25 protein-coding genes are annotated in these 18,788 nt (G+C 71.6%); 13 read left to right on the plus strand and 12 right to left on the minus strand.

Translation table 11 applies throughout. From position 1 onward, the window contains the following. Positions 1-44: 44 nt before the first annotated feature. From ACFVXG_RS08315 to lipB, 7 genes are all read left to right on the plus strand, one after another. Positions 45-542 carry a hypothetical protein gene (locus ACFVXG_RS08315; protein ID WP_387925486.1) on the plus strand — a complete coding sequence of 166 codons (498 nt, stop codon included), beginning with the start codon at positions 45-47 and terminating at the stop codon, positions 540-542. Beyond that, a complete protein-coding gene (locus ACFVXG_RS08320) occupies positions 539-1,090 on the plus strand; it encodes an NIPSNAP family protein (RefSeq protein ID WP_387925488.1) in 552 nt (183 codons plus the stop codon). Before ACFVXG_RS08315 ends, ACFVXG_RS08320 begins: the two co-directional genes overlap by 4 nt. Before the next feature lie 77 nt (positions 1,091-1,167). Further along, positions 1,168-1,830, plus strand: coding sequence for a DUF6215 domain-containing protein (locus tag ACFVXG_RS08325; protein ID WP_387925489.1), 663 nt, complete (start codon positions 1,168-1,170; stop codon positions 1,828-1,830). Positions 1,831-1,924: 94 nt separating this feature from the next. After that, the gene (locus tag ACFVXG_RS08330) at positions 1,925-2,236 is read left to right on the plus strand and encodes a hypothetical protein (RefSeq protein WP_387925491.1); all 312 of its coding nucleotides are present in this window, start codon (positions 1,925-1,927) and stop codon (positions 2,234-2,236) included. A 55-nt stretch (positions 2,237-2,291) separates the two neighbouring features. Then, positions 2,292-2,852: a GNAT family N-acetyltransferase gene (locus tag ACFVXG_RS08335; RefSeq protein ID WP_387925492.1), complete on the plus strand. Its 561-nt coding sequence runs from the start codon at positions 2,292-2,294 to the stop codon at positions 2,850-2,852. Between the two features lie 25 nt (positions 2,853-2,877). Next, entirely contained in the window at positions 2,878-3,459 is a 582-nt protein-coding gene (locus ACFVXG_RS08340; RefSeq protein WP_387925494.1) for a hypothetical protein, read from the plus strand. 100 nt (positions 3,460-3,559) lie between these two features. Continuing rightward, the gene (gene lipB, locus ACFVXG_RS08345; RefSeq protein WP_387925495.1) at positions 3,560-4,201 is read left to right on the plus strand and encodes a lipoyl(octanoyl) transferase LipB; all 642 of its coding nucleotides are present in this window, start codon (positions 3,560-3,562) and stop codon (positions 4,199-4,201) included. A 13-nt stretch (positions 4,202-4,214) separates the two neighbouring features. Here the strand turns inward: lipB and ACFVXG_RS08350 are convergent, their stop codons facing one another. From ACFVXG_RS08350 to ACFVXG_RS08365, 4 genes are all read right to left on the minus strand, one after another. Continuing rightward, complete coding sequence (locus ACFVXG_RS08350; protein ID WP_387925497.1) at positions 4,215-4,742, minus strand: hypothetical protein; 528 nt, start codon at positions 4,740-4,742, stop codon at positions 4,215-4,217. A 45-nt stretch (positions 4,743-4,787) separates the two neighbouring features. Further along, positions 4,788-5,249, minus strand: a complete 462-nt coding sequence (locus tag ACFVXG_RS08355; RefSeq protein WP_387925499.1) for a MarR family winged helix-turn-helix transcriptional regulator — start codon at positions 5,247-5,249, stop codon at positions 4,788-4,790. 107 nt (positions 5,250-5,356) lie between these two features. Beyond that, positions 5,357-5,602, minus strand: a complete 246-nt coding sequence (locus tag ACFVXG_RS08360; RefSeq protein WP_387925501.1) for a hypothetical protein — start codon at positions 5,600-5,602, stop codon at positions 5,357-5,359. Next, positions 5,599-5,976 carry an ATP-binding protein gene (locus tag ACFVXG_RS08365; protein WP_387925503.1) on the minus strand — a complete coding sequence of 126 codons (378 nt, stop codon included), beginning with the start codon at positions 5,974-5,976 and terminating at the stop codon, positions 5,599-5,601. Before ACFVXG_RS08365 ends, ACFVXG_RS08360 begins: the two co-directional genes overlap by 4 nt. Positions 5,977-6,133: 157 nt before the next feature. Between ACFVXG_RS08365 and ACFVXG_RS08370 the strand changes: the two genes are divergently transcribed. Next, positions 6,134-6,988, plus strand: a complete 855-nt coding sequence (locus ACFVXG_RS08370; RefSeq protein ID WP_387925505.1) for a helix-turn-helix domain-containing protein — start codon at positions 6,134-6,136, stop codon at positions 6,986-6,988. Between the two features lie 2 nt (positions 6,989-6,990). Further along, positions 6,991-7,185, plus strand: a complete 195-nt coding sequence (locus ACFVXG_RS08375) for a DUF397 domain-containing protein (RefSeq protein ID WP_387925507.1) — start codon at positions 6,991-6,993, stop codon at positions 7,183-7,185. Here ACFVXG_RS08375 and ACFVXG_RS08380 read toward each other — a convergent pair. Next, positions 7,175-8,032, minus strand: coding sequence for a helix-turn-helix domain-containing protein (locus tag ACFVXG_RS08380; protein WP_387925509.1), 858 nt, complete (start codon positions 8,030-8,032; stop codon positions 7,175-7,177). The genes ACFVXG_RS08375 and ACFVXG_RS08380 overlap by 11 nt on opposite strands. A gap of 133 nt (positions 8,033-8,165) precedes the next feature. On the opposite strand from ACFVXG_RS08380, the gene ACFVXG_RS08385 reads away from it, so the two are divergent. From ACFVXG_RS08385 to ACFVXG_RS08395, 3 genes are all read left to right on the plus strand, one after another. Beyond that, positions 8,166-8,552 (plus strand): VOC family protein, encoded by a 387-nt coding sequence (locus ACFVXG_RS08385; RefSeq protein WP_387925511.1) that lies wholly within the window; start codon positions 8,166-8,168, stop codon positions 8,550-8,552. A 32-nt stretch (positions 8,553-8,584) separates the two neighbouring features. Then, positions 8,585-8,998, plus strand: a complete 414-nt coding sequence (locus tag ACFVXG_RS08390; RefSeq protein ID WP_387925513.1) for an SRPBCC family protein — start codon at positions 8,585-8,587, stop codon at positions 8,996-8,998. A 170-nt stretch (positions 8,999-9,168) separates the two neighbouring features. Next, on the plus strand, positions 9,169-9,558 hold the full coding sequence (locus ACFVXG_RS08395; protein WP_387925515.1) for a fucose-binding lectin II: 390 nt from the start codon (positions 9,169-9,171) through the stop codon (positions 9,556-9,558). A 55-nt stretch (positions 9,559-9,613) separates the two neighbouring features. Here ACFVXG_RS08395 and ACFVXG_RS08400 read toward each other — a convergent pair whose 3' ends face one another. The 3 genes from ACFVXG_RS08400 to ACFVXG_RS08410 form a co-directional block, all read right to left on the minus strand. Further along, entirely contained in the window at positions 9,614-10,492 is an 879-nt protein-coding gene (locus ACFVXG_RS08400) for a hypothetical protein (protein ID WP_387925517.1), read from the minus strand. Positions 10,493-10,603: 111 nt separating this feature from the next. Beyond that, a complete protein-coding gene (locus ACFVXG_RS08405; RefSeq protein WP_387925519.1) occupies positions 10,604-11,686 on the minus strand; it encodes a serine hydrolase domain-containing protein in 1,083 nt (360 codons plus the stop codon). 32 nt (positions 11,687-11,718) lie between these two features. Next, positions 11,719-12,387 (minus strand): DUF4097 family beta strand repeat-containing protein, encoded by a 669-nt coding sequence (locus ACFVXG_RS08410; RefSeq protein WP_387925521.1) that lies wholly within the window; start codon positions 12,385-12,387, stop codon positions 11,719-11,721. Between the two features lie 301 nt (positions 12,388-12,688). Here ACFVXG_RS08410 and ACFVXG_RS08415 point away from each other — a divergent pair, with 301 nt between their 5' ends. Next, the gene (locus tag ACFVXG_RS08415; protein WP_387925523.1) at positions 12,689-13,699 is read left to right on the plus strand and encodes a questin oxidase family protein; all 1,011 of its coding nucleotides are present in this window, start codon (positions 12,689-12,691) and stop codon (positions 13,697-13,699) included. Positions 13,700-13,729: 30 nt separating this feature from the next. On the opposite strand, the gene ACFVXG_RS08420 is transcribed toward ACFVXG_RS08415, so the two are convergent. The 4 genes from ACFVXG_RS08420 to ACFVXG_RS08435 all read right to left on the minus strand — a co-directional run bounded on the left by ACFVXG_RS08420 (position 13,730) and on the right by ACFVXG_RS08435 (position 18,668). After that, positions 13,730-14,506: an aminoglycoside N(3)-acetyltransferase gene (locus tag ACFVXG_RS08420; protein ID WP_387925525.1), complete on the minus strand. Its 777-nt coding sequence runs from the start codon at positions 14,504-14,506 to the stop codon at positions 13,730-13,732. 48 nt (positions 14,507-14,554) lie between these two features. Next, entirely contained in the window at positions 14,555-16,951 is a 2,397-nt protein-coding gene (locus tag ACFVXG_RS08425) for an FxsB family cyclophane-forming radical SAM/SPASM peptide maturase (protein WP_387925527.1), read from the minus strand. Positions 16,952-17,022: 71 nt separating this feature from the next. Then, positions 17,023-17,208: a hypothetical protein gene (locus tag ACFVXG_RS08430; protein WP_350517169.1), complete on the minus strand. Its 186-nt coding sequence runs from the start codon at positions 17,206-17,208 to the stop codon at positions 17,023-17,025. A 347-nt stretch (positions 17,209-17,555) separates the two neighbouring features. Continuing rightward, complete coding sequence (locus tag ACFVXG_RS08435; RefSeq protein ID WP_387925529.1) at positions 17,556-18,668, minus strand: aKG-HExxH-type peptide beta-hydroxylase; 1,113 nt, start codon at positions 18,666-18,668, stop codon at positions 17,556-17,558. Between the last annotated feature and the right edge of the window lie 120 nt (positions 18,669-18,788).

Below are 18,788 nucleotides of genomic sequence, written 5' to 3' on the forward strand. Positions count from 1 at the left end.
CTACTGACAGGAGGTGTCAGTGGAGTGCCCCTAGCCTGCGGCGCATGAACGGCATGAACGACTTCGACTTCCTGCACGGCACTTGGAGCGTGGCCAACCGCCGCCTCACCGCACCGCTCAGCGGCGACGGCGACGGCGACGCCGGTTGGGAGGAGTTCCCCGGCGAGGCCGTGATCCGGCCGCTGTTCGGGGGCGCGGGCAACATCGACGAGATCGTCTTCCCCACCCTCGACCGCCGGGGCGCCACCCTGCGGCTGTACGACCGGGAGGCGCGGCAGTGGTCGATCTTCTGGTCCGACAGCCGCACCGGCCGGCTCGACCCGCCGGTGACCGGCGGCTTCACCGGCGACCGGGGCGACTTCCACGGCGAGGACAGCTACGGCGGCCGCCCGATCCGGGTGCACTTCACCTGGCACCGCCTCGGCCCCGACACCGCCCGCTGGGAACAGGAGTTCTCCGCCGACGGCGGCCGCAGCTGGGAACTCAACTGGACGATGGACCTCACCCGCACCGGGGCGGCCTTCGACGGGCTCGCCGCATGAACCTCATCGTCGAACTGCGCCAGTACACCCTGCACCCCGGCGCCCGGGAGACCCTGATCGAGCTCTTCGAGCGGGAGTTCGTGACCGGACAGGAGGCCGTCGGCATCACCCTCGGCGGCCGCTTCCGCGACCTGGACGACCCGCACCGCTTCGTCTGGCTGCGCGCCTTCCCCGACATGGCCGCCCGCCGGCGGGCACTGGAGGCCTTCTACGGCGGCCCGGTCTGGCGGGCGCACCGCGACGTGGCCAACGCCACCATGGTCGACAGCGACGACGTCCTCCTGCTGCGCGGGCCGGGCTTCCTGCCGCCGCGCGGGGTCCACGAGGTGCTGGCGACCGTCTGCCACCCCGACCCCACCGGCTTCGACGCCTACGCCGCCCGGCACCTCGGCCCGGCGCACGCGCTCCACCGCACCGAGCACGCCGAGAACGACTTCCCCGCCCTCCCCGTCCGCACCGGCGAGGACGTCCGGCTGTGGTTCGGCCCGGTCGACGCACCACCGCCGGGGCCGTTCCGGCAGCTCCGCCTGGAGCCGGTGACCGGCTAGCCGGGAAAACCCGCAGGCCAGGGGCCTGGTACGAAGGCTAGGATCACGGTCTGGTTTTCGTACGAAGGAGTTCAGCAGTGGAAGCCGACAACGGCGTCGAACAGGACGCCGCGCCGGTGAAGGACCGGGCGGGCCTCAAGCTCGCGGCCATGGCGACGGTGACGTGCGCGGTCCTGGCCGGGCTGTGGGCGACGGGGCAGTTCGACGGCCCGAAGGAGCAGGCGAAGAAGGCCGGGCCGGTCCCGTGCAAGGCGGCCGGGCCGAACGATGCGCAGGGGTACGCGGCCGTCTGCGCCGCACTGAACCGGCCCGACCTGCCCGCGCTGTTGGGCACCCCGGACGACCGCGTCCTGGTCGCGCACCCGATGCCGATGGCGCCCGGGACGGACCCGGCGGTGGAGGTGCGCCTGCGGCACACCTCGGTCGCCCTGACGGCAGGCGCCTTCCCGGTCGCCGAGCCGGTCGAGTTCCGGTCGGGCCCCACGGCGACACCGACGACCGTCCTCGGCCACCCCGCGGCGATCTATTCGAGCACCACGACGCCCCTCCGCCCGGAGCAGGGGAAGCCCTCCGGGCCCAACACCCGGAACCTCCTCGTCGCCCAGAACCCCACGGCAGGCACCGGCCGGGCCTTCGAACTCGCCGTCTTCCGCGGGGACGGCGAGACCATCGACGACACCACGCTCAACCGCCTCGCCGAGGCCCTGCTGCCGACCCTCCCCGGCTGGGCCGCCGCGTAGCGGCCGACCGGGGCACCGCGCAGGAAGTCGGCCGGGCCGACTTCCTGCGCAGGCCGCTTTGCCACACTGAACGAGCCTCGGAAGGGAGCCCGCCGTGACCGGGCCGATCGCCGGCTGGATCACCGGCCGCAACCTGCGCGGGCTCCTGGAGCTGCTGTCCGGCTATGCCGGGTACGCCTTCGACGCCACGGACTGGGAGACCGTCCAGATCGGGGTCGAGCGCACCGACGACGAGGAGCCCGACGGCTGGTACGCGTACCCGCTGGTCGGCGCCGAGGCCACCCCGGAGGTCCACCTCGCCCAGGCCGTCGGCGACGACGTGGTGTCCATCCGGATCACCGGCGCCGAGTCACCCGAACTCCGCCTCCGGGCCGACACCTTGATCAGCGCCTGCGCGGTCCTCTGACGCCCGCACGAGATATCCGGTGGCGTGCCCGGCGGTCGGCGGTGAAGATCACGGTATGCCTGCCTTCCTCCACACCGAACGGCTCGTGCTGCGTCCGTTCACCGAAGCCGACGCCGACCACCTCTTCGCGCTCGACAACGACCCCGAGGTCATGCGCTTCATCAACGGCGGTGAGCCGACCAACCGGGAGACGGTCGAGGCGAAGGTCCTGCCGCGGCTCCTCCACGACCACCCGTGCACCGGCACCCGTGGCTTCTGGGCCGCCGAGGAGGCGGCCACCGGGGTGTTCCTCGGCTGGTTCGAGTTCCGCCCCCTCGACGAGCAGAGCCCCGCCGTCGTCGAGCTCGGCTACCGGCTGAACCGGGCCTCCTGGGGCAAGGGTTACGCCACCGAGGGCTCGCGGGCCCTGATCGACAAGGGCTTCACCGAGCTCGGGGTGGAGCGGGTCACCGCGAACACCATGGCGGTCAACTCCCGCTCCCGGCGCGTGATGGAGAAGTCCGGCCTGGCGTTCCTGCGGAACTTCACCGGCGACTGGCCCGACGCGATCCCCGGCTCCGAACACGGCGAGGTCGAGTACGAGCTCACCCGCGCCGCCTGGCAGCAGCACCGCTGACCGCTCCCCGACGAAGAGGAACACCATGCGTTTCCCATGGCGCCGACGACCGGTCGGGCCCTCGGTGCGGCTGCTCGACCTCGCGGGTGTCGACCCGCGTTCGGTGGACGCCGACGAGGACCTGGACGTCTGCCGCCAGGTCGCCTTCCGGGTGGCCCGGCGGGATCACGGCGGGACGGCCGAAGTCCTGGCGTTCGTCGAGGAGTTGCTGGCGGACGAGACGCAGTACGTGTTCGCTCTCTCGCTCCTGGAGGACGCACAGAACCTGGTCTCCCACGGCCTGGACGCCTTCCGCTCCCCCGAGGAGACCCGGCTCCTGCTCGGGCCCAGGGGCGCGGTCTGCTGGGACACCTTGGCCGACTTCTGGGCCGAAATGGCCGGCTGGCGGGCCGCCGACGGCAAGCCGTTGGAGTCCTCGGCCGCGCTGCTCGGCGTGCAGAACGAGCAGCTGCAGCTGCTCCTCTGGACGTCGAACCGCTCCCTCCCCGGCGGGGAGAAGCTCGGCCTCGCCGATGCCGTCCGCTACGAGAAGGCCGGCGGGTCGCCCCTGCCCGGCTACAGCCACATCGCGGTGGCCCTGGACCTCGCCGGGCGGGTCGGGCCCTGACCGCCCCTCGGTGCACAGGAAGTCGGCCGGTCCGACTTCCTGTGCGCAGCGGCGTACGCTCGGCCTGTCGGTCGAACGGTTGACGCAAGGAGGGTCGTCCATGGGCGAGCGCGGGCTGAAGCGGATCGATCTGGGCGAGATCCCCTACACCGAAGCCGTCGAGCAGATGAGCACCTGGGTCGAACAGCGCCAGGAGGGCCTGACTGCCGACCGGCTGGTATTCCTCACCCACCCTCCGGTGATCACCTACAGTGCCCGGACCCCTCGCCATGAACTGCCCACGCACACCGGGATCCCGCTGGTCCAGGTCGACCGGGGCGGACAGGCGACCTACCACGGCCCGGGACAACTGGTCGGTTACCTGGTGATCAATCTCCGCGAGCGCGGTCCCGGCGACATCGTGCGCTGGCTGGAACAGGGCCTGATCGACGCTCTGGACACGCTGGGCCTGCCGGCGGTTCGTCGCGACACCCCGCCCAAGTCCCAGAGCCTGGTGGGGGTCTGGACCCCGGAGCACCGGAAGGTCGCCTCGATCGGCATGCGGATCCGCGGTGGCGTCACCAGCCACGGGTTCGCGCTGAACATCGCGCCGGACCTCGCGGAGTTCTCGGCGTTCACGGCCTGCGGGCTGCCCGAGGTGGCGATGACCTCGCTGGCCGAGATGGCCGCCGCCCTGGATCGGCCCGCCCCCACTGAAGCCGCGGTGCGCGACGCCGTGGCCGTGGCGCTCGGAGCGGCCTGACCCCGGTGACCGCTCACGGGCCGACGAGCTCCGCGAGCGCGTCGGCCGACTCGGGGGTCAGGCGGTAGAAGCCCTGGAGGCTGACGAAGCGTTCGAGGCGGCCGTTGACCAGGTACTTCAGCCCTCGGGTCTTGCCCCGCTGGTTGCGCCAGGTGAGCTGTTCGAGCAGCTCACCCGGTACCTGCTGGTCGAACCGCACGGGCGTCCCGTCCACGTGGATGGCCTCCGCGCCGCAGCCGCCCGCGCCGAGCATCCGCCAGTCGTAGTGGCCGGGGAAGCTCGAGTCCTGCCAGTTCACCGGAGCGGCGCCGCAGCACTCGCCGCGCTCCCGGTCGACGATCCGCATCCGGCTGACCACGAACACCTCGCACTGCTTGACGTGCAGCGCGTACACCTCGTCCCCGGTTTTGGCCGTCGACCAGGCGGGCAGCGACTGGTGCGCACCGCTGTAGGCGACGGGCGGCCGCTCACCCACGCGGCCCTCCTTGCGCAGGGCACGGCAGGTGTCTTGGGTCCACAGGACGGTAAAGGCATCGGGCATGACGCCGATCCTAGGAACGGGGTCGGACAACCGGGCTCCGGGCCCTCAGTGGTGCCAGGCCTGCCCTCCGGTGTTGTGGACGAACCGCTGCAGAACCTTCAGCGTGGTCAGGTACTCCTCGTCGGAGATGCCCGAGTGACGCTCGGTCCACAGCTCGTCCTGGAGAGCAGCCGCCCGGTCGAAGAACTCCCGGCCTTCGGAGGTCAGTACGAGCCGGCCTCCTGCGGACTCGGCGACGACCCAACCCCGCTCGACAGTCGCATCGATCTCGGCGTCGAGCGCCTCCTGCCCGGTGTCGAGGTAGTCGCGCAGCACGGCGGAGACCTCGTCGCGGGTCCTCGGTGACTCCGCCCGGGCGAGCTGGGCGAGCACCCACCACTGCGGCTGCGTGGTGCCGAGCTCGGCCAGAGCGCCACGGGTGCGGCTGACGACGGCCTTGTAGGCGGCCCAACTCCAGTAGCCGATGGGCTGCTTGATCAATTCGGCGTCGCTGTGCGAGTACTCCACGGCCGATCCCTCCCCTTCACGTCGATCACTTCGGTACGACCGACGCTAGGAGCTGAAGCCGACTTGAGGTCAAGCCCTGCTCCCTTGGGGAGCAAACTTGGCACCTCTCAGTCTCGATGCCGCTTGAACTCCCGCAGCAGCGCGAGCAGGTTGATCACGGTACTGGCGGGAACGTTGCCGAGATCGACGAGCACCCGGCCGTTGAGGATGGTCTCGCCAGGCTTCGCGGACGGCCAGAGGATGCCGAACTCGCGGCCTTCGATCCGGAGTTCGACGATCAGCTCGGTGAGCTGGCGGCCGGTGAGGTGGTGGATCGCCGGATCGGCCGGGTGGATCGGGTGGAGGGCGTTCACGCGGCGCCGCCTTCCTGCCCGAGCTCGAACCAGACCCGCTTGCCCAGCTCCTGCGGCTCGACGCCCCAGCGGTGAGTGAGGCCCTCCACCAGCTGCAACCCCCGGCCGGACTCGGAGAGTTCGGCGGGCTTGCAGCGTGCGGGAAGGACGGGACTGCGGTCGGCCACATCGACCCGGAGGGTGCGGAACTCCATGGAGATGGCCACGACCGGCGCGGGGGTCCGGCCGTGCCGCCAGGCGTTCACGATCAGTTCCACGAGGGCGAGTTCGGCATCCGCGATCTTCGCCCGGGAGTACCCGGCGCGCGCCATGACGTTGCGCAACAGCTCGCGGGACACGGTGAGGGAGGGGGAGTTGAGGTTGGGGTCACACATGGGGAATCTCCCAGCGGTGCAAGAGTTGGTGAGTTGACTGTAGGTCCAATCACCACAATCCTGCAACACACTCCGTGCTTGGATCTACACTGTCAGTAGACAGCTGCCGTCGACCGAACCTCTGCGCGAGAAGGGCATATGAATGGGATTCAGGACCGTGATCAGCGAGAGGCAACGTCGACTTGGCGATGAGCTGCGACGTCTTCGCACCAGTGCGGGCATGTCACTGCCAGAGCTCGGCGACCTCGTCGGCATGAAGGGTCCGGCCGTCAGCCACACGGAGTCGGCCAGGCTTGGTATCAATCCTGCTCGACTGAATCTCTGGCTTGATGCCTGCCATGCCAACGACCCCGAATACCGCGCGGGCCTGCTCGACATGAGCCAGAGCAACGGCAAGGGCTGGTGGACCGACTACCGGCATCATGTCCCGACGTCGGCCCTTGATCTCGCCGAGTTCGAGCGCAGCGCCACCCGCCTCGATACATACGAGACGCTACTGATCCCAGGCCTGCTACAGACCAAGGCCTACAGCGAAATCATCCTTGACTACTCGGAGAAGCCTGTCGATTTCCGACAGGAGCGGCAACGAATCCTGAGCATTGAGAACAAGACGCCATTCCACGCCGTAATCCATGAGGCCGCACTACGCATGATGTACGGCGGGCCAACCATCATGCGCGACCAGTTGAACCATCTGATCGAGGTCGGCAGGTTGCCTCACATCACCATCCAGATCCTGCCGTTCGACTGCACTGTCTTCGCGAGGACCGACACCCCGTTCATGCTGCTTCACGGTGGACACGCCAAGCTGGACACCGTGCTCATGGAGCAGCCCCAGGGCTCGCCGTTCCTCGGCGATCCCGAAGCAGTAGCCTCGTTCCGTCGACAGTTCGAACGGCTCAGGGGCTTGGCACTCCCGCCACTGTCAGCAAGTGCATCCGAACCGTCGCCCACCTCTCGCGACTCCTGGGGCTTGCTCCAACACGCTCGATACGCAGTACAAGGAAGGTAAGTATGGAACAGCTCAATTGGCAGAAGTCGAGCTTCAGCGGCACCAACACCAACTGCCTTGAAATCGCTTCCGACAGTGACCTCGTCTACCTCCGCGAATCCGACGACCCCACCACCGTCGTCACCACCACGCGTGCCAAGCTCCACGCCTGGATCAACGGCGCCAAGGCCGGCGAGTTCGACCACTTCACGGCCTGACGCCGCCACCCCCGTGCCCCCGGCCCGTCGCCGGGGGCACGGGGGTCAGCATTCTCCGCAGATTGGTCGGGGTGTGGCCGAGGTGCTGGCGCATGGTGCGGGTGAGGTGGGCCTGGTCGGCATAGCCGAGCTCAGCCGCGAGGGTGCTGATGCTGGTCTCGCCTGCCTCCAGGCGGTCAAGGGCATGGCCGATCCGAATGCGGTGCCGATAGTGGGTCACCGAGACACCGAGGTGGCGCGGAAACGCCCTGCTCAAGCGGTACGGGGAGACTCCGAGCGACTCGGCCAGCCCGAACAACGTGTCCGCGGCCGGGTCCGCCTCGGCGATCGCCTCACGGGCGGCCGCGACGAGACTCCGGTCGCGCTCGGCCGCCGCGTCCCCTACCAAGGTCCGCCCGACGACGGTACGGCCGATGGCCGTCGCCAGCAGTCCCACCAGCTCCTCGGCGAGCGCGTAGTCGATGTCATCCTCGCGCCCGGCAGCGAGCACGCGCCGGTGCGCCAGGTCGAGCTTCGGATCCGTATAGAGCGTCTGTGCGGCTGGCCCCACCCCATCCCCGGCCAGGGAACGCCACAACTGAGGCGTCACGCTGATCGACGTGCAGACATCGCCCCCAGCCGGGTGCGCGAAGCTCTCCTCCTCCCCCGGGACGCCCACGTAGCCGAGGGCCGGGTCGATGTCGGCGGGCACGCCGGCGGCCGTCCTACGAAACCTCCCACGCCGCACCAGCACCACCCGGTAGTCGGCCCGCACCTCCGACGCCGACCAGCGGGTGTGGTCGGACCGGCAGGACACCGCACTGATGGCGAAGCCCGGGCGGGTGGCGACAGGGTCGGCGGTGAGCACCCTCCGCACGCTACGCACCGGGTCTGACAGCCGCGCCGCGCAAGGATGTTCAAGACCGGGGCGGGACTGCTGGGCGAGGCTCCTCACCGAAGCCCGTACGGCTTCCGATCGTTCACGATTCCGGAGTCCACTCATGCCCGTTCTCGAACAGCTCACCACCGTGGTCGTCGACTGCGCCGACCCGGTCGCGCTCGCCGCCTTCTACCAGCACGCCACCGGCTGGGAACTCACCCACGGCGACCAGGACTTCGCCTCCCTCAGCGCAGGCAGCGCAGGCAGCGCGGGGGCCGGCCTGGCCTTCGTCCGCGTCGATGGCCACCGGACGCCGCAGTGGCCTGATGAGAGCGCGCACCTGCACCTCGACTTCACCGTCACCGACCTGGAGCGCGCGGTCGAGGCGCTGCTCGCCCTCGGCGCGTCCCGGCCGGACTTCCAGCCGGGCGAGGGCCATTGGGTCGTCCTCACCGACCCTCAGGGCCACCCCTTCTGCCTGGTACCGGCCACGCCCACCGCCAACTGACCCGTCCGCCCGCGAGACAAAGGAGTACCCCCATGGCAACCGTGTACCGCGAGATCCTGATCGAGGCCGACCCCGAGGGGATCTGGGCGGCGATCCGCGACTGGGGCGAGGTCCACCACAATCTCGCCCCCGAATTCGTCGCCGACACCCAGGTCGAGGGGGACGTCCGGGTGGTGACCTTCGCGGACGGCACAGTGGTGCACGAGCTCATCGTCTCGCTCGACGACGACCTCCGCCGCATCGCCTACTCGGTGGTCGGCGGCTCCATGGCCGTCTCCCACCACAACGCCTCCATGCAGGTGTTCGCCGAAGCGGGCGGCCGCAGCCGCTTCGTCTGGGTCACCGACGTGCAGCCGCACAGCCTGGCGGAGCCCATCGCCGCGATGGTCGACCAGGGGATCCGAGTGATCCGCCGAACCCTGGAGGCCGCCGCCCCCACGTCCTGACGCGCGGTGCTTCGCCTACCACTATTGAGCCGTCCCTGTCATGGGTTCCATGACTCCGGCCCCTCCGGCTCTCGGCTGGCTACGCTGATCAGCGATCACTGTCGATCACCATTAAGAACCCAGAGTCACCATTTCCGTGCTGGCTTCCAGCCGCCCCGAAGGAGTCCGAAGTGTCCAACGCGTCCGTCTTCGTCAAGGACAACAAGGCCGAGATCAGCCTCCCCGCCGGCGCAAAGGTCACCATCAAGGCGAAGACCAACTCCCGCTTCACCCAGAAGATCTCGGCCACCAGCAAGGACGGTGCGGTGGACTACCTCTTCACCGGAACCGGAGAGCACAACAGCGTCGCCGGGCAGACGACCATCACCGGCCCGAGCCAGATCGTCGCGACCTTCGAGTTCAGCGAAGCCGATGGCAACTGGAAGGCGAGCCGCCTCAACAGCGGCGGCCCGTACGACATCGGCAACTACCACCTGCTGGTGGTCGTCGCGGAGAACGGCGACGACGCCGACTTCAACGACGCCATCCTCGAACTCAGCTGGTACACGCCGAAGAGCTGAGCCAGTCATCCTTGTGCGTGGGAAGTCGGCCCAGCCGACTTCCTGCGCACAACTCCTACTCGGCGTCGGCCAGTTCCCGACGCACCCGCTCCAACTGCTCGACCGTGAGCGGGTTGTCGGACAGCACCAGCGTCCACTGCCACCGATCATCACGCCACCGCTGGAGGTGGTGCCCCGGGTCCCTGGCCCAGCCGGCGAAGTACGGCGGCTCCTCCAGGGGTTGGCGCACCAGTTGGGCCGCCGTCGGTGTGCCCAGTGACGGCTCGGTGTCGAGGTCCACGACGACGAACCCCGTATCGGGATCACCGCCGATCGGCGACGGACGCCCGATCGGCCCGGGCCAGGACGCGGGCACGGGAAGCGGCCGCACCCGGTAGTGCTCACGGATCCGCTCCCAACGAAGCAGCTCCGCCCGGTCGGCGCTGCCATCGTCATCAGGCTGAACGAACCGGTCGTCCGGAAGCGCCTCGGGAAACGCGAGCTCGGACAGCTCCTCGACGTAAGCCGTCCCCGGTGCGGAGGCCCGCAGCACCATGCCGGTCCGGCCGTCGATCACCAGCTGCAGGGTCACCCCCTCGGGCCCGGCCATCTCGGTCCGCACCGCCGCCCGGCCGTCATGCTCCGCGGGGCGACCGGCCGGCAGTTCCGGCAGCGCGGGAACGACCAGCCGGGCAGGGTCCGGGGCGAACCTCCACGGCCAGCCTTCGCCGGGGAAGGAAAGACCCGGCTCCACCCACGGGGGGAAATTGCTCTCGGCAACGGCGACGCGGCCACCGAATTCGTGCCGCCACAGCGACGGCGCCCGAAAGGCGAACCTGATGACCGTCTCGACGTCCTCGGCCGGAGGCTGCCCAGGCCCGTTGCCCACCCGTGGCCGCACCGCCCGGTAGCGCCCGGTGAGAACCCGTACGACCGCCGCCGGTTCACTCGCCATCGCCGACTCCTCCGTTCGCCCCGTGCGCCCTCATCCTCCACCTCCGAGGCAGCGCAACTGCGCAGGAAGTCGGCGTGGCCGACTTCCTGCGCCTGAGAGGCTCGGAGCGGATCAGCAGAAGACCGCCTTGATCAGCTGGTCCAGCGCCTTCGGGAACTCCACCGCCGGGTCCATGTCCGAGTCGCCGGTGGTGAGCCCCGCGGTGAGGGTGCGGGCACCGTCCGGGGTGGCGATCATCAGGGCGCCGTAGCCGCCGGGGGCGCCGCCGTTGTGGTGGACGATGGTGACGCCGCCGTTCTCCGGGCCCAACTCCTGGACGAACAGGCCGAGTCCGTAGCCGAGCATCCCGTGCGGGGTCCGCATCTGCTCCAGCAGCGCGTCCGGCAGGAGCCGGCCGCCGAGCAGGGCGGCGAAGAACACCTGGAGGTCGCGGGTGGTCGAGATCATGTCCCCGGAGCCGCACAGCAGGGAGAGGTTCTGCCGGGCGACGTCGACCACCTTCCACTCCTCGCCGTCCTGGTACCGGTAGTAGCCGTGGGCGTGCGGGCCGGGGAGTTCGGAGAGGCTGCCCGGCACCAGGGTGTCCCGCAGGCCGAGCGGCCGCAGGATCCGGCGCTGCATCTCCTCCGCGTAGGAGTGCCCGGTGAGCGCCTCCACCAGCAGTACGGCCAGCGTGTAGTTGGTGTTGGAGTAGCTCTGGTCAGTGCCGGGCTCGAACCGGGCCGGCTTCGCCAGCGCGAACTCCACCAGCTCGTCGGGCCGGTAGTCGTGGAAGCGGTTGTCGACCCACGCCTTGCCGATCGAGGGCAGCCCGGGCACGAACTCCCCCTCCTCATTGATCTCGCCGGTGCAGTTGTAGACGCCGCTGGTGTGCTGGAGCAGCATCCGTACGGTGATCCGCTCGTCCAGGCCGAACCGGGGCAGGTGCTCGGCGACCGGGGCGTCCAGCTCGATCAGGCCGTCGGCGACCAGGTGCAGCACCAGGGCGGCGACGAAGGTCTTGGTGGTGCTGCCGATCCAGAACAGCCCGTCCGTGGCGGGCTTCGCGCTCTCGCCGAGCTCGTGCACCCCGGCGCTGCCGGTCCACTCCCCGCGCTCGTCACGGACCCGCAGCTGGACGCCCGCGAAGCCGGCGTCGACGAAGTCCTGGGCGGCCTTCTGGAGTTCGGGGCGGTCCTGCTCGATGACGCTCATGGTGCTTCCTTCTTCCGGTGGAGGGGTGCGGATCAGAGGCTGCTGGCGGTGATGTCGCCGTAGGCGGTGGTGGCCCGGATGGTGAGGCCGGGGGTGCCGTCGGTGTTCTTCAGCGCGTTGTGGATCCGGCCGTGGCTCGTGCCGGCGTCGAGGGCGGCGGAGACCCCGCGGGCCGCGCCGACGGCGATCTGCCCGTACTCGGTGCACAGGGTGACGGTGCCGCCGACGGCCTCGGCGATCCGCAGGTCGCCCTTCAGGGTGCGGATCTCGGCGGGGCCGCCGAGTCGGCCGACGGCGATGTCGCCGTCCTGGAGGGCGAGTCGGGCGCCGGCGGTCTCGTCGAGCTTGACGGTGCCCTGGGCGGCCTTGAGGGTGACGTCGCCGAGGCGGCCGACGCCCCGGAACTCGGCCAGCGCGGCGGTGGCGTCGACCCGGGAGCCGGACGGGAGCTGGACGGTGACCTCGACGGAGCCGGAGTCGCCGAGGATCCGGTGCTTCGGCTCCGCGGCCCGGACCTGGAGCACGCCGTCGGCGTAGGCGACCTCGACCCGCGCGGCCGCCTTGACGTCCCGGCTCCTGCCCGCGTCGGCGGGCCGGACCTCGACCACGGTGTCGGACCGGTCGGCGGCGATGAACCGGATGCGGCCGGCGGGGATGTCCAGGACGGCCGAGACCGGGGTGGGGGTGGCGAACTTCTGCATCGTGCTCTCCTTCTCCTCCGCGTCGCGGACCCGGCGGCCCGCTGCTTTCTGACAGGCGAAACGCTACGTTGCGTTCAACCATCAGGCAACAGTCAACCCCCATCGCAAAGCCGTCAGTGCAGGTCAGTGGCGGGATTTCATTGCAACAACTCTGCCGAGAATGCAACGAAACCCCCCACGCACGTTGCAATGGAATGACGGTGAACGCTATGCCGACGCACCACCGGACCCCAGGTCCTAGGCCGAGCCCTACATCTCCGGCCCGTTACGCCGCCGCTCCGCCCCGCCTACCGTCCCTGCCATGGACGCCACCGGAACCCTGGACGAAGCACTCGAACGCCTCCACCACTCGGGGCCCGAACGGCTCGGGCGGCTCACCAACCACGCACCGATGGCCGTCGAGGCCCTCACCGCCCGCGGACAGGCGCATGCCGTGCACCGCTGGCTCGACCTGTACGCGGGCAAGCTCGAAGACTTCCCTTCCCGGGTCGAGCCGGTCACGGCCGACAACTGGGCTTCCGCGCTGGGCGATCCGCGCCGCGCGGCCGACTGGATCGACCACTTCGAGCGGCAGCTCGCCGAACGACCCTGGCGCGACGTGCTCGGCCAGTGGTGGCCCCGACTGCTGCCCGGCCTGTACGGCGGCTCGACCCATCCGGTGATCCGCGTGGGCCACGCCGTCCGCACCCTGCTGTCCGGCGAGGCCACCGAACCCCGGCTGGCCGAACTCGCCCACGGCCTGGGCTACTGGGCCGCCCGACACCGGCCGCTGGCCGCTCCCGCCTCACTGCCCGGCGCCGACAGCGCGGCCGCCGCCCTCGACGCCGTCCCGCCCATCGCCGTACGGGACGGCGGCTTCCCCGCCCGGCTCGACCGTGTCGAGGCGCTGCCGACGTGGGCAGCCGAGGTCACCGACCCGGACGAGGCCCGCCGCCGCCTCACCGAACTCGTGCGCGCGGCGACCCACCGGTACGCCACCCACGGCCACGGCGAGGAGACCATGCTGGTCCACGCCGCCACGGCCCCCAACGCCGTCCTGCGCACCCTCCCCGCGCTCCCGCCCGCCCTGTGGCCGGCCGGTCTGCGGGCGGCCTGGACCGCCTCCGCCGCGGTGACCGCGATGTACGCCCCGGACGCACCCGTCCGATACTCCCCGCCCGGCACCCTCACCCCCGAGGAGGTCTTCGAACGGGCCCTGGCGCACGGCGACGAACACGTCATCAAGCTGACGGACACGGCTCTCGACGTCGGCGACGCACCGGCCCTGGCCGCCGCCCTGCGGTCCATCGAGCTGAGCACCCCACTGGGCTGAGACCCCCCGGTGCCCCGGGCCTGCGACGGATCAGACGAGGACAGGGGCCCGCAGCAACCGGTCCGCGAGGTCCACGGCCTCCCGGACCGGGACGAGCCGGCAGTCGGCGCCCCCGATCCGGTCGGCGGTGACGCCCTCCGCTTCCGCGAGCACCCGGGCGCCGAGCTCGGCGAAGTGCAGGTCGTCCAGGTCGGGGGCCTGGAAGCTGACCCACCCGTCCGCCGTGACGCAGCGGTACTCCCGGACCTGTACGTCGGGTTGGCGCAGGTCGGCAAGGTGGAAGGCGGTGAAGCGGGCCATCCCGACGCCGAGCATCAGCACCCGGGCGTCCAGCTCGTACAGCCGCCCGAGCGGGGAGTCCGGCCCGAGGTGGGAGGTGAGCGGGTGCCGGGCGGTGATCTCCTCGGCCCGGCGCCCGAGGGCGGCCCAGGAGGTCTGCGGGTGGCTGCTGCGCCGGGCGCCTGGCCTGCTCCGGACGGCCTCCGAGAGGGCGCCCACGGTCGGGGAGGCCGGGGTGGTGGCCGGGTCGAAGCGCGGCATCCGGTCCCGGTACTCCTCGACCTCCGCCGCCGACAGCCCGGCGACCGCGGCCTGGTAGATCCGCGAGGTCGAGGAGTTCTCGGGCGTGGACGTGAAGGCCACCAACGTTCCTTCGGGGCCCAGGACTTGAAGCAGGGCGTCGACCACCCCGCCCGCCCCGCCCTCGACCGGCCCGAGTGCCCGCAGCGAGGCCTGGACGTGCAGCACCGTGCCCGGCCGGACGCCCAAACGGGCGAACCGGTCGGCGAGTTCGGCGACGGAGATCACAGCCCCTCCTTCTCTTCCTTCGACTCAGACCCGGGCTCAGACCTGGACTCAGACCTCGGCGAACCGCAGCCGGCTACGTTCCTGCCGCGCCCGCTCGGCGTCCCGCTCCGCCGCCGCGGGCAGCGGTACGGCGAGCCACGGCGCGACGCTCTCCCCCAGCCCCGCTGCGAACCGGTGCCCCAGCTCGGTCAGCACACCGGATCCGACCAGCCGCTCGACGGCCTCCGCGGTGTACTGCCGCCAGAGCGCGAACTGCGCCCGCGCCCGATCGGCGGCCTCGCCCGCCAGGCCGTCGTACGCGGCCGTCCGGGTGCCCCAGTACTCGGTGACCGCCAGGTGGGCGTACGTGCCCTGGAACAGGGCCTCCAGCGGGCGCGGGTCGGGCCGCCAGGGGGCGAAGTACCGCCGGTCGTCGGGCCCGTTGTCAGGCCGGTCGTACAGTTCGTACAGGTCGAGCACCGCGCCGAGCTTCACGTGCTGGAACTCGTGGGCGAGCAGCAGCGCCAGCGTGGGTGCCGTGGCGGGCCGGGCGATGCCGACCGCGCCGTAGGCCTGCCGCGCCGCCGAGCTGACATCGCGCCCGGTGGGGCCGGGCCGCAGCGGGGTGATCGTCGTCAGCCCGGCCCGGATGCCCTCCGCATAGCCGGGCAGGTCGCGCCCGAGCAGTTCCCAGGCCTCGCGCAACGCGCCCGTCCAACCGAGCAGTTCGGTCTCGGGCAGCCGGTCGGCCACCGGGTGGTCGTGGCTGTCGCGGAGCGGGTCGACGTCCTCCAGGGCGACCGTCCAGCCGCCGGCCAGCCGCACCCGCCGCAACGGCTGGTCCAGCTCCGTGAACACCGTCCCGTCCGCGGCCCGCACCTCGAAGCCGTCGGCGTGCCCAGTGACCACCGCCTCGCCGTCCGGCACCGCGATCCGGCCCAGCGTCGGCAGGTGCAGCCAGCCGCCCCGGGCGGGCACCGTGACGGCGTCCCCGCGCCCGGCCCGTACCGCCGCCGCGGCGGCCAGCGCCGCCATCGGCCCGAGGCCGACCGAGAGGTCCCCGACGAGCCGCCGGGCGGCCCAGGCCCGGGCGTACGGGTGCGCCAGCACCGCGTCCACGGCCTTCGTCGCCTTCCTGTCGAGCTCCTCCAGCAGCTCCCAGGCCGCTGCCCGGCCGTGCCCGGAAGCGTCCCAGGCGGCGGCCAGCATTGCGCGGGTGAAGCGGAGTTGGGACTCCCCGACGGCGGCGACGGTTTCGGCTCCGCCGTATCCCGTCGCCAGGTCGTCGAGTTGGGCCGGGGTGAGCGCGATCGACAGCGGCCGGCGGCCGCCCTGGGCGGGCACCGGCGCCGGTACGGGGGACGAACCGCCGCTGCCCGCAATGCCGTTGATGAGCGTCATGAGGTCACCGCAGTAGACGGAGGGATTGTCGAAGCCATTGTCCGCCCGGTAGCGGTGGGCGTACAGTCCGCCACCGCAGGCGCGGACCACCGGGCAGGCCCGGCAGGTCTCGCTGAGCCCGGCCAGGCCGGACTGGCGGGCGGCGATGCCGGGGTGGCGGGCGAGGTCGTCGAGGCTGTGCGCGAAAACGTTCATCCCGGTGGCGGGCGCCCCGTCGTACGCGGTCTTGAGGCTGTCCGCCTGCTCGAAGGTCCCGTCCGTCTCCAGCACGGCGAGGTCCGAGGGCTCCAGCCCGAGCGACTCGGTGAGGCTGGACAGCCCGCGCACCGTCCGGTGCACGGATTCGAAGGTGCGCACGGCGAACGGCCGCGCGTCCGTCTCCCACAGCCTGTGGACGGTCAGCAGCCAGTCCGCGTACGGGTGCTCCGCACCGTCCGGGAGCCGCTTCGGCAGCTCCTCCCAGGTGGCGTGCGGGAGCAGGAAGTCCACGGCGGGGGGCCGGAGTTCGACCAGCGCCCGGTACACGGCCACCGGGTCGTTCTCGATGTCGATGGTGCACAGCAGCCCGGCGAACAGGTGCCGGAACTCGGGCTCGTTCAGCAGCCCGACCGCCCGCAGCACCTGGGGGTGGCTGCTGCGGCCGTCGGCGAAGCGCCGGTGGCGATCGTTGGCGATCTTGTCGCCGTCGAGCGATACGCCGACGCGGATGTCCTGCGCGGCGAACACGGCCAGGAAGGCGCGGCTGAGCAGCACGCCGTTGGTGTGGATGCGCAGGTCGAGGGAGCAACCGGGCGGGAGCGCCGCCCGGAGTGCTTCGGCTGCGCGGCTCAACCGTTCCGGGCCGGCGAGCAGGGGTTCTCCCCCGTGCAGGACGACCCGGACGGCGGACAGCCGGTGGGCGACCGCATGCTCGCCGATCCGCTCGGCGGCCTTGGCCAGGATGCCCTCCCCGATGACCTTGGGGCGGGAGCGCCAACTGCTGTCCGCGTGCTCGTAGACATAACAGTGGTCGCAGGCGAGATCGCACCGGCTGTGCATCTTGACGACGAATTGCGTCAGAGGCACCGGAATTCGCGTCGTCATGGGTGTGGCGGGTTCAGCTCGGCCTGGGGTCCGTTTCGAGGTTCCGGAGCGGCTCAGATCGAGGAGTTGAAGGCCGCGACCGGCACGAGGCCGGATTCCGCGCCGGGGAGGGCGCGCTGCAGCCGGGCGGCGAGTTCCTCCGCACCCAGGGCGGCGAGCTCGGCGAGGGACGGGCGTTCCGGCGTCTCCTGAGTGTCAGTGAGGTTGCCGGCCGGCCTGATGCTGGTTACCGGAGTCATATTCGTTTCCTTAGGCGCGGTTAGGACCTGCCGAGTGCGGGTAGGCCACCCGGTTGCGACCAATGTAGTGCCCGCGAGGACTCCGCGCGGCACCTTGCCCTCTCAAGTTGGTCTGCCCAGCCAGCCGACGCAGTACCACGGCGCGCGAAAGCCTGAGAATTCACCCGTTCAGCGGTCGCGCACTTCACCGTTGCGCGCGCCGAAGCGCGTTGACCGGTGCAGGCGTTCGAGCCCTTCCGCCGTTCCCCGGACGGACGCACGCCGGGGGTACGGGCGGCGCGTCCGCGGTCGCCACCGCAGACCCGGCACCATCGCCCGGTCGGCCGAATCCCTCCGGGCGGCACGCCTCACGCGCCCAGTTCGCGGACGGAACGCGCCAGTTCCTCGGTGAACTCCGTTCCGCGCTCGGTAAGTTCGCCGCATTCCAGCAGGATTCCGGCCGCCGCCAGGGTGTGGGTCCGCCACCGCGCGAACTCCCTTTCCGCGCGGGCCGGTTCGCTCACCCCGGCAGCCGCCTCGGCGCACCAGAAGGAGGCCACACCCAGGTGCGCGTACGTCCCCTGGAGCAGCGCCCCGGCCGGGCGCAGGTCGGGGCGCCAGGGGGCGTGGTAGACCGCCGGGCCGTTCGGCCGGTGCAGCGGCACGAGGTCCAGCAGGGCGCCGAGTTGGACGTGCAGGAACTCGTGCACCAGGGCGAGCGCGAGCAGCACCGGATCGGCCGGCCGGGAGGCCGCCACCGCGCCGTACGCCCGCCGGGCGGCGGCGCTGACCGCCTCCCCGCCGGGGGCGGGCCGCAGCGGCACCACGGCGGCGACGCAGGCCGCCACCGCCTCCGCGTGCGGGCGGTGGCGGCGCACCAGGATCTCCCAGGCAGCGGCCAACTGCACTTCCCACAACCGCAGTTCGGCGGCGGACAGCGGCCCGATCGGAGGGCACCCGTAGTCCACCCGGCGCGGCCCGAGGTGGTCGATCACCGGCGTCCAGCGCAGCCCGTCGCACTCCAGGTCGAGCGCCGGGCGGCCACCCGCCCGCAGGAACTCGCCCAGCCCGTCCAGCGGTGCCGCCGCGCCCTGCGCCAGGTCGCGCAGGCGGTCGGCCGCCCAGGCGTCCAACTCCGGCCGCAGCAGCACCTCTTCCCAGCCCGCGCGGTCGGCCCGCTGGAGCGCGCACAGCTCCTGGAAGGCCGTCCGGTAGCCCTCGTCCTGCGGCGCCGTCCGGCGCAGCGCCAGCAGCAGCAGCGCCCGCTTGCTCAACTGCCCGGCGCGCAGCAGCCGGACGGCCTGCGGGCCGCCGCGCGCGCCCGCGATCGCCCGGAAGGTCGCCCGGTCCAGGCCGTGCCGCGGCAGCGCGTCCCCGTCGCGCCCGTCGGAGGCGCGCCCGTCCGGGCCGCTACCCCGCGTCCCCCGCTCCCCACGCGCGCCCGGCACCCCGGCCGCCACCGCCTCGCCCGTACCCGTCACCGGTCCGTCCTCTCCCGAAAGCCGCCGAAGCCGCTGAAGCGCCTGAAGCGCCTGAAACCCCTGAAGCACCGGGCGCCCCGCCCGGTCCGCCCGCAGTCTCCCCACTCGGCGCCGACTCAG

Source organism: Kitasatospora sp. NPDC058162 (genome assembly GCF_042884005.1).
Classification (GTDB): domain Bacteria; phylum Actinomycetota; class Actinomycetes; order Streptomycetales; family Streptomycetaceae; genus Kitasatospora.

Bases quoted from the DNA above. Each gene is read 5' to 3' on its own strand.
- ACFVXG_RS08335 (WP_387925492.1), top strand. From the start codon at position 2,292: ATGCCTGCCTTCCTCCACACCGAACGGCTCGTGCTGCGTCCGTTCACC.
- ACFVXG_RS08315 (WP_387925486.1), top strand. From the start codon at position 45: ATGAACGGCATGAACGACTTCGACTTCCTGCACGGCACTTGGAGCGTG.
- lipB (WP_387925495.1), top strand. From the start codon at position 3,560: ATGGGCGAGCGCGGGCTGAAGCGGATCGATCTGGGCGAGATCCCCTAC.
- ACFVXG_RS08390 (WP_387925513.1), top strand. From the start codon at position 8,585: ATGGCAACCGTGTACCGCGAGATCCTGATCGAGGCCGACCCCGAGGGG.
- ACFVXG_RS08375 (WP_387925507.1), top strand. From the start codon at position 6,991: ATGGAACAGCTCAATTGGCAGAAGTCGAGCTTCAGCGGCACCAACACC.
- ACFVXG_RS08320 (WP_387925488.1), top strand. From the start codon at position 539: ATGAACCTCATCGTCGAACTGCGCCAGTACACCCTGCACCCCGGCGCC.
- ACFVXG_RS08365 (WP_387925503.1), bottom strand. From the start codon at position 5,976: ATGTGTGACCCCAACCTCAACTCCCCCTCCCTCACCGTGTCCCGCGAG.
- ACFVXG_RS08350 (WP_387925497.1), bottom strand. From the start codon at position 4,742: ATGCCCGATGCCTTTACCGTCCTGTGGACCCAAGACACCTGCCGTGCC.
- ACFVXG_RS08385 (WP_387925511.1), top strand. From the start codon at position 8,166: ATGCCCGTTCTCGAACAGCTCACCACCGTGGTCGTCGACTGCGCCGAC.
- ACFVXG_RS08410 (WP_387925521.1), bottom strand. From the start codon at position 12,387: ATGCAGAAGTTCGCCACCCCCACCCCGGTCTCGGCCGTCCTGGACATC.
- ACFVXG_RS08405 (WP_387925519.1), bottom strand. From the start codon at position 11,686: ATGAGCGTCATCGAGCAGGACCGCCCCGAACTCCAGAAGGCCGCCCAG.
- ACFVXG_RS08415 (WP_387925523.1), top strand. From the start codon at position 12,689: ATGGACGCCACCGGAACCCTGGACGAAGCACTCGAACGCCTCCACCAC.
- ACFVXG_RS08400 (WP_387925517.1), bottom strand. From the start codon at position 10,492: ATGGCGAGTGAACCGGCGGCGGTCGTACGGGTTCTCACCGGGCGCTAC.
- ACFVXG_RS08430 (WP_350517169.1), bottom strand. From the start codon at position 17,208: ATGACTCCGGTAACCAGCATCAGGCCGGCCGGCAACCTCACTGACACT.
- ACFVXG_RS08340 (WP_387925494.1), top strand. From the start codon at position 2,878: ATGCGTTTCCCATGGCGCCGACGACCGGTCGGGCCCTCGGTGCGGCTG.